Raw genomic sequence first — 14,515 nt, 5'->3', positions numbered from 1 at the left:
GATCAGGCCTTCTCCGGTGGGCGGGAATGGGCCTGGGGGACGTCGCCAGGGTCGTCGAGTCGATAGTCTACACGCCGACCTACACACTCCTGGGCGTGGACTACAGGGGCAGGGTAGTCTACCAGACTATGGAGGGGGGCTTCAACTCGATATGGGCCTACGACCCGGCTACGGGGGAGAGGAGGAGGCTGGTGTCGGCCACCGTCCACTGGCCGGGCGAGGTCAGCCTGGACAAGCGTAGATTACCGTTCACCCGCGACGTGGGGAGGGGGAGGGAGGCCCAGGTGATAGGGTTCGTGGACTTGGAGAAGGACGAGGAGGTGGTCGTGGAGAACATGGAGCCGGTGAGAGTCCTGGGCTTCAGGGACACGGGCAGCGAGATCGCGTTCGCCGGCGCCTCGGCGGCCAGGATATCGCTGTATGTCTACAGGAGGGGTAGAGTAGAGGAGGTGCAGCGGCTGGACAGCTACGCTCACGTCTCGGACTTCGACGGCAGGCTGGTAGTCGGCTCGGGTAACCTGAGGAAGAACCCGAGGTCAAGCGAGATATTCGTCTACGACGCGAGGACCGGGGAGATGAGGGTTGCCACCCCGAGAGAGGGGAGCGTCAACGAGTCCCCGGCCATAACGAGCGGGGGGAGGGTGCTGTTCGAGACCAACGCCTATACGGGGGACGCGAAGGAGCTGGCCTTCTACGACACCACCACCGGGGAGTTCCAGAGGCTCAGGTACCCCGGCTCGGACTACGAGGCCTACGGGCCCGTCGAGCACCTCTTCTACAGGGAGTTCGGCGGGAGGCTCTTCGTGGTCGGGAAGAAGAACGGTAGGTCTAGGCTGTTCGTCGACGGCAGGGCCGTGGAGACCCCGCCCGGCACGGTCGTCAACGCCTACCCGCACGGCGAGAGGATCTACTTCACCTACACCAGCCTGAGGAGGCCCACGGGTATATACGCCTACGAGGGGGGCTCGGTGAGGGAGGTTCTGGTCTCCAAACTCCCCCCAGAAGTCGAGGAGGCCCTCGGGGAAGTAGACTTCGTCGTAGTGAAGTCGCCCGACGGGGTCGAAGTCCCCACCTTCGTCTTCAAGTCTAGGAGGCCTAGGAGGGAGTTCGTGGTCTACGTCCACGGGGGCCCCTGGTGGGAGACGGCCGACGAGTGGAACACCCGCGTAGCCCCCCTCGTCGCCATGGGCTTCAACGTGGTAGCCCCGAACTTCAGGGGCTCGACCGGGTACGGGGAGAGGTTTAGGCTTATGGACATAGGGGACCCGGGCGGCGGGGACCTACTCGACGTCGAGGCCGCTACTAGGTGGGGCCTGGAGGCCGGCCTGGGCGAGAGGGCCTTCATATGGGGCTACAGCTACGGTGGCTACATGACTCTCTGGGCGATGACGAGGAGGCCGGAGCTCTACAAGTGCGGCGTAGCCGGCGCCCCCGTAGCCGACTGGGCGGAGATGTACGAGCTCAGCGACGCGGTGTTCAGGGAGTTCATCGACATCCTCTTCGACAAGAAGAGGGAGCTGTGGAGGGAGAGGTCGCCAAGCACCTACGCTGAAGACCTCAAGAGCCCGCTAGCCATAGTCCAGCCCCAGAACGACTCGAGGACGCCCCTACAGCCTGTCCTCCACTTCGTCGAGAAGCTCATGAAGGCGGGGAAGACGTTCGAGCTCCACGTCATACCCGACATAGGCCACGCCATAACGAGGCCCGACAAGCTAGCCCAGGTATTGGTGTACGCCGCGTACTTCCTCGACAAGTGCTCGCAGCGCTGAACCACCCCAATGTCTACTAATTTCTAATCCCACATATATTGGCAAAAGCACATGTTTATATACCGCCCCCGTGTTTAGAGAGGACTATAAAAGTGGGGTGAGAAACATAGAGGCGCGCGTCTTAGCATCCTTAATCGTGTTTGCCCTCCTCGCACAACTGGCTGGGGCGCTACCCCTCGTAGCAAGGGCGGAGGCGCAGCAGCCAACGGTTTTCAACTACATCATCAGAGACCCGAACATCGTACCCGGCGGCGTCTTTAGGGACCCTATGATGGGAGAGGCCAATACGCTGAACCCCTGGATGTACACGACGTCCTGGGAGTACATGATCCTCGGCGTGGTCTACGACACTCTGACAACGGTCGCCCCCGACGGCAACATCGTGGGGGTACTGGCGAAGAGCTGGGAGGTGAAGGACAACGGGACAGTCTACGTATTCCACTTATACGAGAACGCCTCCTGGCACGACGGCCTCTTGGTCACAGCCGGGGACGTCGCCTTCACCTACAAGTTCCTGAGGGACTACGGTAACCTGACCAGGTTCAAGGATTACGCGCCCTACATAAAGGACGCCAAGGCCCTCGACAACTACACCGTGGAGATAGACCTGACGCAGCCCTACGCGCCCTTCCTCACCCTCGTGGCCTCCTCGATATTCATAGTGCCCGAGCACATATGGTCGAAGATACCTCCCACTCAGGTGCCGACGTACAAGAACGAGCCCCCCGTAGGCAGCGGCCCGTTCATATTCAGGGAGCACGTCTCGCAGCAGTACTACATGCTGGTGGCCAACCCCAAGTACCACCTGGGCAGGCCCTACATAGACACCTACGTGCTACCCGTCATACCAAACCCTGACGCGATGCTGCTCGCCCTCAAGAGGGGCGACGTGGACGACGTAACGTGGAGCGTCCCATACGCGACGATACCAGACCTGTTGAAAGACCCCAACATCAGGATATGGAACGTAACCGAGCTGGGCTCCAGGTTCATGTACTTCAACTGCATGAGGTACCCGATGAACGAGACGCTGTTCAGGCAGGCAGTCCACTACGCTATAAACCTGACCGAGGTCGTCGACGTGATATACCAGGGCTACGCGCTACCCGGGTCCCTGGGCAAGATACCTCCTATAGAGCAGCCCTGGTACGACCCGAACCTACCCCCCAAGGAGGTGAAGTACCCGTTCAACCTAACTAAGGCGGCCGAGCTACTAGACCAGCTGGGCCTGAAAGTGGGCCCCGACGGCTGGAGGACGTACCCCAACGGCACGCCGATCACCCTGACGATATACTCGCCGGCCTACGACCCCCTCAGGGTTAGGGTCGGGGAGCTACTGGCCAGCAACCTGAGGAAGATCGGCCTGAACGTCAAGCACATGCCTCTCGAGTGGACGACCCTGGTCTCGAAGCTGATCTCGGGAGACTTCGACATGCTGATAATCGGAGGCCTGGGCTCGATAGACCCGGACCTCCTGAGGCAGATGTTCGCCTCTAACGGGACTTGGAACATGGGCCACTGCGTCATACCAGGCCTAGACCCGCTACTCCAGCAGCAGGCCGTAACGCCAGACATCGAGGCCAGGAAAAAGATCGTGTGGAGGATCGAGGAGATACTAGCCGACTACGTACCGATACTCAACTTCGTCCACCAGCAGTTCGTCTTCGCGTACAGGGTGGACAGGTGGGCCGGCTGGGTGCTGTACCCGCTGGCCCCGCCCGACAACTGGTTCAGCCTCATGAGCCTCTACAACATCCAGGCGCAGCAGTACAAGCCGTCGGCCCCCGTGGTGATAACCTACACCACAACCCCCACGGCGACGGCGGCGCCCACCCAGTACACCACGCAGTACACTACTACTACACTGCCCACTACTACAACCCCCACACCCACGACCACAACGGCGGCGCTGACCACCACGCCGACCACAGCCCCGGCTAGCACGGGAGTCCCCGTCGCCATCGTAGTAGCGGGCATCGTAGCGGTACTAGCAGCCGTCGCGGGAGCCGCCCTCTACACCTCTAGGAGGAAGTAGGGGGAGGGCGGTAGATGGGTAAACTAGCCTATTTTTTGGTCAGGAAGGCCGTCGCGCGCTTCGTGACCTTCTTCGTGATCCTCACCCTGACCTTCGTCATCCCCCGCCTCCTACCCGGCGGGGCCTTCGCCTACCTGGTCGCCAACCCGAGTGTACCGCCAGACATGAGGAACGTCCTTATACACGAGTTCGGGCTCGACAAGCCCGTATGGGAGCAGTACGCGATCTTCCTCAGGCAGTTCTTCACCACTGGGAACCTGGGTATATCCTTCAGTAGGCTCGAGCCCGTCAGCCAGGTGATAATGGAGGCCCTCCCTTGGACGGTGTCGCTGGTCACCGTCTCGCTACTGGTGTCGGCTGCGATAGGCATGCTCTCGGGCATGTACGCCGCGTACAAGAGGGGGGGTAGGTTCGACACGGCCTCGATGAGCGCCTTCATGTTCGTCAGGTCGATGCCGGGGTTCTGGCTCGGCATGGTCTTGTTAATAGTTTTCGGCTTCTACCTGGGCTGGGCGCCCCTCTACGGGGCCTACACCTACGGCGCTACTTACACGAGCCCCTGGGCGAGGGTCGCGGACATACTCTACCACATGTGGCTGCCGATGCTCACCCTCATAGTCCTGACCATACCGGGCTACCACATACTGATGAGGAACAGCGTGGTGAACATACTGGGCGAGGACTACATAGTCGTCGCGACCGCGAAGGGGCTTTCGGACAGGCAGCTACTCCTCAGGCACGCCTTCAGGCCGGCCAGCCTACCGGTCGTGACCTCCCTGGCCATAGACGTCGGCTTCTCGATAAGCGGGGTGATGCTGATCGAGAACGTCTTCTCCATACCGGGCGTCGGCAGGCTGGCCTACCAGGCGGTCTACCAGCAGGACTACCCCCTACTACTGGGTATAGTGGTGTACACGTCAGCCCTCACCCTGTTCCTGGTGACCGTGGTGGAGGTAATGTACAGCTTCATAGACCCCAGGGTGAGGCTGGAGTGAAGGGCGCCGGCTACTCGACTACCCAGCTACTCAAGGACCTCGTCTCGGCCGTGCTCAGGAACAAGAAGGGGCTGGCCGGGGTAGTCCTCTTATCGGTGCCCCTCGCGATGGCGATAGCCCCGCAGTCGATAGCCCCCTACAACCCGAGGGACATAGTCGGCCCCCCATTCCAGCCCCCCTCCCTACAGCACCTGCTCGGCACGAACGACGCTGGCTACGACATCTTCAGCGAGCTCGTCTACGGGTCGCGTATATCCCTGCTCGTCGGCTTCGCGGCGGCGATATCCGCGGTCGTGCTCGGGACGGTGGTGGGTCTGCTCGCTGGGTACTACGGGGGTGTACTCGACGACGCGCTCTCCACGGTCACCGACGTGATGTTGCTGCTCCCCGTACTGCCGTTCATGATACTCATGGCGGCGATACTCGGGCAGGGCTACCAGAACATCGTCTTGACCATAGCTGTCTTCACCTGGCCGGGTATAGCCAGGCTGGTGAAGGCCCAGGTGGTCTCCCTCAAGAGCGCCCTGTACATCGAGGCCGCCAAGGCCTACGGAGCCAGCAACGCGAGGATAATGAGGGCGCACATACTCCCCCAGCTCTACCCTCTACTCGTAGCCTTCGTGATCCTGAGGATTGGGGGAGCGATAATAGCCGAGGCCTCGCTGAGCTTCCTCGGGCTGGGGGACCCGACCCAGGAGTCCTGGGGTAGCATGATATACTGGGCCATGAACAGCGGCGCTATATCGAGCGGTAAGTGGTGGTGGATCGTGGCCCCCGGCCTCATGATAACGCTCACGGTAGAGGCCACGGCCCTTATAGGGGTCGCCATAGAGGAGTTCGTCAACCCCAGGCTGAGGAAAGCCTGAGGAGGGCGCTTCAAGTCCCTAGCCCACGAGCTCTCTGAGGCTCTTGACCTCCACGATCCCTTGAGCCCTGCTCCTCAGCCTTTCCTCCTCGGTCACGGGGGTCAAACCGTACCCCTCCGCGAGGACTATGTAGGACGCGTCGTAGACCGCCACCCCTAGAGCCAGGGCCTTCTCGTAGATCCCCCTCTCGAGGCCGGCTGGAGACAGGGCTACCATGTACTTCAGGACCTCGGCCAGTACAGCCGCCTTCTCAGCTCTTATAGCCCGGTGAAAAAGACCTCCTCCCACACCCCGTTTAGCGCCTCGTAGAAGGTCAGCCACTAAACGTAGTTCCGCCCGAGTAGGTCTAGCCTCCTCTCCTTCAGTGCTAGAGTAGAGAGGAGGAGTCGAAGAGAAGACCCCTCCACAACGCGCCGCCCGGCCCTCTCTTATGTGGCCGGCTATCCTCTCTATGTCCAGCGACTCCAGGACGTCCCTGTTCTCCTCGAGCCGCCTCCCGAGCAGCTCGAGCCCCTCTTCTCCACCTCCTCTTCGAGCACCCTCCTGAGGAGCTCGGAGACGTTTATACCCGGCCTCCTCGCCCTCTCAACGACGTCCCTCCTAACCTTCGTGGAGACCGTGACGTAGTCGCCCAACGTGTCACCCTTCTATGACTACTTTTCAAGGATACCCTATAGAGGCTCCACGGGACGGTCCAGGGACGGTCTCGGGGGGCACGCGTTGACCCCAGGCCGTTTTAAGTCAATTGTCGCGGGGAGAAAGCTCAGGCCTATTCACGCAACGCCCCACAGCTGTAGGGCTTGGAGACGATAACATGGAGCAAAAAGGGCTTTGGAATTCTCCTTGGTTTTAGTACGTAACGTTATGGTTGGAGTTTGGGAAGGGAAGCGGGCTGCGAGGACCAGCAGGAGTCACTTGCAAACGGCTATTACCGCGGCTCCCCATATCTCGACGTCTAGAGGTCTTACACCATGAGTGTACTGATGGATGGTGAGCTCGAGTCCCTGCTCAGGGAGGACCTGCCCCACTTCGACTTGACAACGCTCTACCTAGGTATAAGCGAGGAGAGGGGGACTGCGAGGCTCGTGGCAAGGAGTAAGGGTGTTCTAGCAGGGGTCGAAGAGGCCGCGGCAGTCTACGAGAAGGTGGGTGCTAGTGCCGAGTGCCTAATGCGGAGTGGGTTAGAGGTGGTTGAGGGGTCTGTAGTGCTGGAGGCGAGGGGTGGAGCCGGTGCGCTACACGCCGCGTGGAGGGTCGCGCAGGCCCTCGTCTCCTACATGAGCGGCGTGGCCACCTACACACGCTTAATGGTCGAGGCGGCGAGGAGGGTTAACCCGAGAGTCGTCGTGGCGACCACGAGGCAGACCCCACCGGGCTTTAGGAGGCTCTGGCTGAAGGCCGTCTTGGCTGGCGGGGGCGTAGTCCACAGGCAGAGTCTCTCGGACGAGATCCTCTTGTTCAGGAACCACCTGGTTTTCGCCGGGGGCAGGGGGCTGGGAGAGGTGGTGAGGTCTCTTAAGGCCAGGGTGGGCTACAAGCGGGTGGGGGTCGAGGTGGGCAGCCTCGAAGAAGCATTCGAGGCGGTCGAGGCTGGTGCGGACTACGTGCAGTTCGACCACGTAGACCCGGCCACCCTGAGGAGCTGGGTGTCGAGGCTGAGGAGCGAGTTCAGCGCTGTGTCGATCGGGGTCGGAGGCGGAGTAGACCTGGAGAACGTGGGCGATTACGCCGCGACGGGAGTAGACGTCATAGTGACCTCGGCCCCCTACCATGCCAAGCCACTGGACTTCACCACTCTCTTCAGCAGACAGCCTTAGCTCCCTCGGTAGGCCCCGCTCCAACGTCTAAGGGGCGGCCTGTAACATCTGACAGTCGCACAGTCCTCAGGGGAGAAAGGAGGGGAAAGGGGCCGGCCCCCTTTAAAAACGGGCTAGGGGTCTACAGGCCTAAGATCAGTTTTATCAGGGCCATCCTAGTGTACAGCCCGTTCTTCGCCTGCTCGAAGTACATTGCTTGGGGTAGGACGTCGACGTCTGTGGTGAGCTCCCACACCCTGGGTAGCGGGTGGAGGATTACTGGGATCCTGCTGAACTTCTTCAGGTAGTCGTAGGTGATGATGTAGCTCCCCTTGAGCCTCTCGTAGTCCTCGGGCTTCATCCTCTCCTTCTGCAGCCTCGTAACGTAGAGGACGTCCAGCTTCTCCATCACGTCGTCGGGCTTCTCGTAGAGCTCGTACTTCACCCTCCGCTGGTCGAGCACCTTCAAGACCTCCTCTCTAGGCGAGAGCTCCTTGGGTGAGATGAAGTAGATCTCGACGTCCCTGAAGTTGGAGAGCGTGTAGGAGAGACTGGAGATAGTCCTCCCGTACCTCAGGTCGCCCATCATGCCCACTTTCACCCCGTCCACCCTGCCGAAAACCCTCCATATAGTGTAGACGTCCAGCAGGGCCTGGGTGGGGTGCTCGTTATACCCGTCGCCCGCGTTGATCACGGGAGCCTTACATATCTCCGCGGCCTTCTTCGCGAACCCCGGCTCCTTGTGCCTGACGACTACTAGGTCCGGCCCGTAGCTGTCGACGGTCCTCAAAGTGTCCTCGGGCGTCTCCCCCTTCGCCATGCTGCTGACCTCCTCCGGCCCGAGGTCCACGACGGATCCGCCCAGCTTGACCATTGCGAACTGGAAGCTGAGCCTAGTCCTCGTGCTCGGCTCGAAGAACGCTGTGAACATCACCCTGCCCCTCGCGATGTCGAGCCTCTCACCCCTCTCCACGGCTCTACGGAGGTCCTCGGCGACATGTATCAGTAGCTCGACGTCGCTCCTAGAGAACTGGAGGGCCGACACTACGTCCATGCCCTTGTACAAGGTTTTCACCCGACCCGACAGGTATATTATCGGCGCCGGAGCGGTAAATAGATTGCGTAGAGAGCAGGCCCACCAAATATTTACGGGCGGCCGCAGCGTACTTACGCGCTTAGATTTAAAAACCGGCGTCAAGATAGGAAGCAAGGGCACTTGCTGGTAGTAGCCCTAGATCCACCCTTCAGCCCGGTCCTTGGAGAAGACTACCTGAGAATAGTTAGAGAGGTCGAGCCCTACGCACAGGGCTTCAAGGTGGGTCTACCACTCATTCTGAGAAGAGGGGTCGGCGCCGTAGGAAAGGTCAAGGAGGCCACGGGCAAGCCCGTCATAGCTGACTTGAAGCTGGCCGATATAGGGGACGTGATGGCCAGCGCCCTAAGCGTCCTCGCCGAGCAGGGCGTCGACGCTGTCATAGCACACGGCTTCGTCGGCGTGGAGGGCTCGCTGGACAAGCTCGTGGAGGAGGCGGAGAAGCTGGGCGTCGAGGTGATAGTAGTGGCCTCCATGAGCCACAAGGGGTCCGAGAAGTACATCGACAAGCACGTGACCGAGATAGTCGAGGACTCCCTGAGGCTCGGGGTCCACGGCCTCGTCCTGCCGGCTACGCGGCCTAGTCTCATCAGGCTCGCCCGCGGGCTCGTCGGCGGGTCGCTGAGGATCTACTCACCGGGCGTCGGGTACCAGGGCGCCCAGCCCGGCGACGCCCTCTGCGCCGGGGCCGACTACGAGATCGTGGGGCGGGCTATAACCCGGAGCGAGAGCCCCGGGCAGGCGGCGAGGGCGGTCCTCGAGAAGCAGCTCGAGAGGGTGAGAGCTTGTCGTGGATAGCCGCCGACCTGTACAGGCGCGGGATGGTCAAGCTAGGGCTGTTCAAGCTGACGTCCGGCCTCGAGAGCCCGTTCTACATCGACTTGAGGAGGCTGTACAGCTACCCCGAGCTCGCGGTGCGCGTTGTCGAGAGGGCTCTCTCGACGGTCCCCTTCCACGGCGTCGAGGTCGTGGCAGGCGTAGAGACCGCCGGGATACCCCTCGCAGCGTTCCTAGCCTGCCGCACCGGCCTCGCGATGGCCTACGTTAGGAAGAACAGGAAGAACCACGCGACGGGCCAGGCCGTCGAGGGGGACGTCGCGTACAAGAGAGTCATGGTGGTGGACGACGTGGTCACGACAGGGGGCACGTTGCTGAGGTCCATAAACTACCTGAGAGAGGCCGGCGCCACCGTGGTCAGGGCCCTCGTGGTCGTGGACAGGGAGCAGGGCGCGAGGCAGCTCCTGGCGAGCAACGGGGTCGAGTTCTACGCCCTGACGACTGCCAGGGAGATCTTCGAGACCCTCTGGAGGGAGGGTCTTATCGCACACGAGGACTACAGGCGCGTAGTAGACTACCTGGACTCCTTCAGGCAGTCCTAGCTCTTTTTTCCCTCCGCCCAACGCCCCTTACTGACCCGTTGTAGAACTTGAGAGGCCGTGTACTCCGTTACGGGGGCGCTTACAGCAGGCTACCCCCACACCGTGGAGAGCCGCCTAGGCCTCACGCTGGTCTCCTTCTTGAGCCCCTTATTTTCAGCAGCCCAGCGACTATTAAAGCGAGCCCCAACAGTATCGTGCCCGCGGCCAATACCGGCAGGTTCTCGACGTAGGGCATCGCGTTGTAGGCCCTCTCGCTGGCGTAGTAGACCTCCCTCATCCTGGCCGCCGCCTCGCCGACGCCCCCGAGAGCGTTACTGAGAGAGGTAAGCCCGAGCTGGCCGAGCACGCTCGCAAGCTTATCGGTGTAGTTCCCGAGGGTAGCCAGCGCGTTCATCGAGGAGACGTAGGGTTGGGAGTGGGTGAGGTTGTAGAGCCTCTCGACCTCCTCTCTCGACACCTTCACGTCCCCGGCGACTAGGGCTAGAGCGGCTCCTACAAGGAGGAGGCAGAGGCCGAAGCCGGCTAGGAAGCCCCCTAAAGTCGAGGCCACGAGACCACCCTCCCAGTCTAAGCAGGGCTAGGGAATAAAAAAAGTACCAGGTCTCATCCGCCCTCGTAGAGGGGAGGCATCACTGCGACCACGTCTGCGTCCCTGAGCCTAGTCGTGAGGGCCGCCTGGAGGTCCCCCACGAGGAACCAGACGAGGTTGAGCCTCTCCTCGAGCCTCCTGTAGGACTCGAACTCCCTCAACTTCTCGACAAGCCTCCTCAGCTCCACCTCCTCCTCGTCGAACTCGACGTCGACGAACCTCCTCCCGAAGATGCTCGCGGCCTCGCCCACGAAGAAGACTCTTACTCTCAACTACCCTCCTCCCAGGGCCTTGGCGAGGGCCTTCACTATGTTCACGTAGCCCGTGCAGCGGCAGAGGTTGCCGCGTATCAGGCTCCTTATCTCCTCCTCGCTGTAGGCCCTCTTCTTACTCCTGAGGTACTCTCCCACCATGACGAACCCCGGTGTACAGTAGCCGCACTGTATAGCCCCCTCCTCCACGAGCGCCCTCTGCACCGGGGTCAGGTTCCCGTCCTCGGACACGCCCTCGACGGTGACGACCTCCCTCCCGTTCACGTCCACCGCGAGTGTTAGGCAGGAGAGGACAGGCTTCCCGTCGACGAGCACCGTGCAGGCACCGCACTCGCCTATGCCACAGCCGTACTTCGTGCCCGTCAGCTTCAGCTTGTCCCTCAACACGTTGATCAACAGCTCGTTGGGCGCTACGTCGACCTCGACGGGCCTCCCGTTGAGCTTGAAGCTGATCCTCAAGCCCTCCCACCCCTACTCCTCTCGAATGCCTTAAGTAGGGCGTCGTAGACCAAGACCCTCGAGACCTCCCTCCTGTACCACGCCGAGGCCCTCACGTCCGTTATAGGGTTGACCTCCTCGCTGACGGTCCTCAGCAGTTCGATTAGCCCCTCCTCACTCACTCTCCGACCCTTCAGCACGGCCTCTGTCTTCCTGGCCCTCATAGGAGTCGGGGCGACCGACCCCAAGGCCACCCTGGCCTCCTTGACCGCCTCGCCCTCGAACTCCGCGTAGACCGCCGCGCTGGCTATCGCCAGGTCCATGCTAGTCCTGGACAGCTTCACGAAGGCCGAGGACCCGCCCTTCGCGGGCACCCTGACCTCCACGAGGAGCTCGCTCGGCTGCATCACGGTCTTACCGGGGCCCACGAAGAATTCCTCGAGCTTGACGGTCCTCACCCCCTTCACGCTCGCCAAAACAACCTCGGCGTCGTAGACCAGGAGAGGGGGCGCGGCGTCCGCGGCGGGGGAGGCGTTGCAGAGGTTGCCCGCTATAGTGCCCATCACTCTTATCTGCAGCCCGCCCATCTGCTTGACGGCGTCTGCGAGGGCGGGGAATCTCTCCACGACCGGGTCCTCCTCGAGGTCGTGCCAGGTCGCGAGGGCCCCGATCCTGAGGACGCCCTCCTCCAGCCTTATGTAGCGGAGGCCGGGTATCCTCTTTATGTTGACTATGTACTTCGGGCGCAGGGCCCCGGTCTTCATCTTCACGAGGAGGTCCGTGCCACCCGCGAGCACCTTGGCGTCGCCGCCTAGCCTGTCAAGTAGCTCTAGGGCCTCGCCGAGACTCTTTGGCTCGTAGTACTCGAAGCTGGGCAGTATGTGCGTGTTCATGTAGTTTATAACCGAGGGCCTCAAGCCGGTCCCCCCCTCTCCTTTATCAGCTTCAAGAGCTTGTCGGGCGTGAGAGGCAGCTCGTAGACCCTTACACCGGTCGCGTTGTAGATGGCGTTGCAGATGGCCGCTGCCGCAGGGTTCATGGCCGCCTCCCCCAGCCCCTTCGCCCCGAAGGGGCCGGAGGGCTCCTTGGTCGAGGCGATCACGACCTTGAAGTCCTCTAGGCGGGGCAGGTCCTGAGCCGTGGGTATCTTGTAGTCGGTTATGAGGAACCTGTTGGCCAGCTCGCCTGTCTCCGGGTTGTAGGGGGTGTCCTCCGAGAAGACCATGCCCCAGGCCATCGCGAACCCCCCGTGCAGCTGGCCCTCCACCATGTCGGGGTTTATCGGAGTACCCACGTCCGCGCCCGCGACGACCCTCACGGGCCTGACCTTACCGATCCAGGTGTCGACCTCCACCTCGACGTAGTACACTGTGAAGCTCGGGGGCGCGCTGGTAGCCCTGTAGGTCACCACCGCTGCTATAGTCCCCCAGTTCTTCTGCCACACCTTCCTCGCCAGCTCTCTCAAGGTTATGCTGTACTGCGGCATGCCCTCGACGTAGATCACCGCGTCCTCCCTGGCCGGGTCGTACCTGATCCTGAGCGCCTCAGGGTTGACGGCCATGGGGAGTAGCCTAACGGCCGCCTCGAGTATCTTCTGCTTTACGATGGCCGCCGCCCTCCTGGCCGCCTCACCGCCCACGAAGACTCCTCTCGAAGCGTGCGTACAGACGTCGTACGGGGTGTTCTCCGTGGTGGCCAGGGCGAGGTTTATCCTCTCCGGCGGCACCTGCAGTTCCTCGGCTATGATCTTGACGTGGGCGTCCAGCGTCCCCCCGCCGTGGTCCTGTAGCGCGGTGATGTAGTCCAGCGTCCCGTCCTCGTTGAGCTTGAGCACCGCCCCGGTGAAGTCTATGACCTCACCCGAGATGGGGCCCCCCGCGCCAGACGTGTGGAAGCCCCTGCCGAGCCCCACGCCCCTCCTAAAGCGACCCTTCTTCTCCTCCGGCCTCCCCCTCTTATCCCAGCCGATGAGCTCCCTGCCCTTCAGCAGCAGCTCCGGTACCCCGTCCGACTTGATGACAGACCTGACCGTCGGGCCCTGGCCCCAGAATATGTCGCCCCTCCCGACGTAGTTCTTCAGTCTGAGCTCCACGGGGTCCACGCCCAGCTCCTCCGCCAACTCGTCGATCACCGTCTCCACAGCCCACTGGACCTCGGGGGCCCCGTAGCCTCTCAGGGCGCAGCTGGGTACTTTGTTGGTGTAGACCGCCACGCCCTCGTACCTTATGTTCTTCCACTTGTACATGGAGACGAACCAGCCCAGCGAGGTGCCGAGCAGCGGGTAGGCCTGGATCTGGTGGGCCCCGATGTCGAGTATGTTGTGGAACTCCCCCGCAATTACCTCGCCGTCCCTCTTCGCGCCCACCTTGAGCCTCATGTGGAAGACGTAGTTGGAGTGGTCTAGCATGTCCTCTTCTCTAGTGTACGCGATCTTCACGGGCCTACGGGCCTTAAGGCACAGCGCCACAGCGATCGGGACCAGGTAGTTGACCTGGATGCTGGACCCGAAGGACCCTCCTATAGGGACTTTGACTACTGTGATCTTGCTCTCTGGTATGTCGAAGAGCTGGCTGATCAAGATCCTGGTGTTGTGTATCGTCTGCGTAGTCGCGTATATGGTCAGCTTACCGCCCGGCTCCGGTACGCAAAGGACCGCCTTGGGCTCCAGCTGCATGTGGTACCTCTTACCGCTCCTGAAGCTCCTCTCGACCACGACGCTGGCCTCTCTAAACGCCTTGTCGACGTCCCCCTCCGTGTACGAGAGCCTGGCGGCTATGTTCCTCTCGACCTTGAGCACCTGGTCGCCCTTCATGATCTCCTCGTGTATGAGGGGGGAGGAGGAGCTCGTGGCCTCGAAGGGGTCTAGTACCGGCTTGTAGACCCTCTCCACCTCTATCCTGATCGACTCGAGGGCCCGCTGCGCGAGCTCCTCGCTCGGGGCCGCGACCGCGGCTATCGGCTCGCCTATGTAGCGCGGCCTCTTGGTCAGTATGAGGTGGTCCTTGAAAGTGACCTCGTCGACGCTCACCAGCCTGGGGTTGAAGAGCTTGTGCGGCACCTCGTCGGGGGTTATGGCGACCGCCCCGAGTCTCTCGGCCTCGGACACGTCTACCCTAGCAATGTCCGCGAACGCGTAGGGGCTCCTGTATATCCTGCCTATGAGCATCCCCGGGACCTCGAGGTCGTTGGCGAACTTGAGGGCCCCCGTCACCTTCGGGATGGCGTCGTGCCTAGGAGCGCGCCTTCCTATAAATACGTGCTCGCTCATCGTCTCCACTCGATT

15 protein-coding genes are annotated in these 14,515 nt (G+C 61.9%); 7 read left to right on the top strand and 8 right to left on the bottom strand.

Annotation, left to right across the window (positions count from 1 at the left end; translation table 11 throughout):
• Positions 1-26 precede the first annotated feature (26 nt).
• The 4 genes from WLZ34_RS06700 (at position 27) to WLZ34_RS06685 (ending at position 5,665) form a co-directional block, all read left to right on the top strand.
• On the top strand, positions 27-1,769 hold the full coding sequence (locus WLZ34_RS06700) for an alpha/beta fold hydrolase (protein WP_434731265.1): 1,743 nt from the start codon (positions 27-29) through the stop codon (positions 1,767-1,769).
• A gap of 136 nt (positions 1,770-1,905) precedes the next feature.
• Positions 1,906-3,804 (top strand): ABC transporter substrate-binding protein, encoded by a 1,899-nt coding sequence (locus tag WLZ34_RS06695; protein WP_434731264.1) that lies wholly within the window; start codon positions 1,906-1,908, stop codon positions 3,802-3,804.
• A gap of 14 nt (positions 3,805-3,818) precedes the next feature.
• A complete protein-coding gene (locus tag WLZ34_RS06690; protein WP_434731263.1) occupies positions 3,819-4,799 on the top strand; it encodes an ABC transporter permease in 981 nt (326 codons plus the stop codon).
• The gene (locus WLZ34_RS06685) at positions 4,796-5,665 is read left to right on the top strand and encodes an ABC transporter permease (protein WP_434731262.1); all 870 of its coding nucleotides are present in this window, start codon (positions 4,796-4,798) and stop codon (positions 5,663-5,665) included. Before WLZ34_RS06690 ends, WLZ34_RS06685 begins: the two co-directional genes overlap by 4 nt.
• A gap of 18 nt (positions 5,666-5,683) precedes the next feature.
• Here the strand turns inward: WLZ34_RS06685 and WLZ34_RS06680 are convergent, their stop codons facing one another.
• A complete protein-coding gene (locus WLZ34_RS06680) occupies positions 5,684-5,953 on the bottom strand; it encodes a hypothetical protein (protein WP_434731261.1) in 270 nt (89 codons plus the stop codon).
• A 161-nt stretch (positions 5,954-6,114) separates the two neighbouring features.
• Positions 6,115-6,300, bottom strand: coding sequence for a type II toxin-antitoxin system CcdA family antitoxin (locus WLZ34_RS06675; protein ID WP_434731260.1), 186 nt, complete (start codon positions 6,298-6,300; stop codon positions 6,115-6,117).
• Positions 6,301-6,636: 336 nt separating this feature from the next.
• Between WLZ34_RS06675 and modD the strand changes: the two genes are divergently transcribed.
• Complete coding sequence (gene modD / locus WLZ34_RS06670) at positions 6,637-7,482, top strand: ModD protein (protein ID WP_434731259.1); 846 nt, start codon at positions 6,637-6,639, stop codon at positions 7,480-7,482.
• 121 nt (positions 7,483-7,603) lie between these two features.
• On the opposite strand, the gene pyrB is transcribed toward modD, so the two are convergent.
• Positions 7,604-8,527, bottom strand: a complete 924-nt coding sequence (pyrB, locus tag WLZ34_RS06665; RefSeq protein ID WP_434731258.1) for an aspartate carbamoyltransferase — start codon at positions 8,525-8,527, stop codon at positions 7,604-7,606.
• A 150-nt stretch (positions 8,528-8,677) separates the two neighbouring features.
• Here pyrB and pyrF point away from each other — a divergent pair, with 150 nt between their 5' ends.
• Positions 8,678-9,352 carry an orotidine-5'-phosphate decarboxylase gene (pyrF, locus tag WLZ34_RS06660; protein ID WP_434731257.1) on the top strand — a complete coding sequence of 225 codons (675 nt, stop codon included), beginning with the start codon at positions 8,678-8,680 and terminating at the stop codon, positions 9,350-9,352.
• A complete protein-coding gene (gene pyrE / locus WLZ34_RS06655) occupies positions 9,340-9,933 on the top strand; it encodes an orotate phosphoribosyltransferase (RefSeq protein WP_434731256.1) in 594 nt (197 codons plus the stop codon). The genes pyrF and pyrE overlap by 13 nt, the downstream gene beginning before the upstream one ends.
• 121 nt (positions 9,934-10,054) lie before the next feature.
• Here pyrE and WLZ34_RS06650 read toward each other — a convergent pair whose 3' ends face one another.
• From WLZ34_RS06650 to WLZ34_RS06630, 5 genes are read right to left on the bottom strand one after another with little or no spacing between them, the layout of a single operon-like run.
• The gene (locus tag WLZ34_RS06650; RefSeq protein WP_434731255.1) at positions 10,055-10,483 is read right to left on the bottom strand and encodes a hypothetical protein; all 429 of its coding nucleotides are present in this window, start codon (positions 10,481-10,483) and stop codon (positions 10,055-10,057) included.
• A 53-nt stretch (positions 10,484-10,536) separates the two neighbouring features.
• A complete protein-coding gene (locus WLZ34_RS06645; protein WP_434731254.1) occupies positions 10,537-10,794 on the bottom strand; it encodes a hypothetical protein in 258 nt (85 codons plus the stop codon).
• On the bottom strand, positions 10,795-11,253 hold the full coding sequence (locus WLZ34_RS06640; protein WP_434731253.1) for a (2Fe-2S)-binding protein: 459 nt from the start codon (positions 11,251-11,253) through the stop codon (positions 10,795-10,797).
• Positions 11,250-12,149, bottom strand: coding sequence for an FAD binding domain-containing protein (locus WLZ34_RS06635; protein ID WP_434731252.1), 900 nt, complete (start codon positions 12,147-12,149; stop codon positions 11,250-11,252). The genes WLZ34_RS06640 and WLZ34_RS06635 overlap by 4 nt, the downstream gene beginning before the upstream one ends.
• Positions 12,146-14,500, bottom strand: a complete 2,355-nt coding sequence (locus WLZ34_RS06630; protein ID WP_434731251.1) for a xanthine dehydrogenase family protein molybdopterin-binding subunit — start codon at positions 14,498-14,500, stop codon at positions 12,146-12,148. Before WLZ34_RS06630 ends, WLZ34_RS06635 begins: the two co-directional genes overlap by 4 nt.
• Between the last annotated feature and the right edge of the window lie 15 nt (positions 14,501-14,515).

Source organism: Thermogladius sp. KZ2Tp1 (assembly GCF_051131135.1).
Lineage (GTDB): Archaea > Thermoproteota > Thermoprotei_A > Sulfolobales > Desulfurococcaceae > Thermogladius.
This window is presented reverse-complemented; position numbering and strand designations above follow the sequence as displayed.

Bases quoted from the DNA above. Each gene is read 5' to 3' on its own strand.
- WLZ34_RS06630 (WP_434731251.1), bottom strand. From the start codon at position 14,500: ATGAGCGAGCACGTATTTATAGGAAGGCGCGCTCCTAGGCACGACGCC.
- modD (WP_434731259.1), top strand. From the start codon at position 6,637: ATGAGTGTACTGATGGATGGTGAGCTCGAGTCCCTGCTCAGGGAGGAC.
- WLZ34_RS06690 (WP_434731263.1), top strand. From the start codon at position 3,819: ATGGGTAAACTAGCCTATTTTTTGGTCAGGAAGGCCGTCGCGCGCTTC.
- WLZ34_RS06700 (WP_434731265.1), top strand. From the start codon at position 27: ATGGGCCTGGGGGACGTCGCCAGGGTCGTCGAGTCGATAGTCTACACG.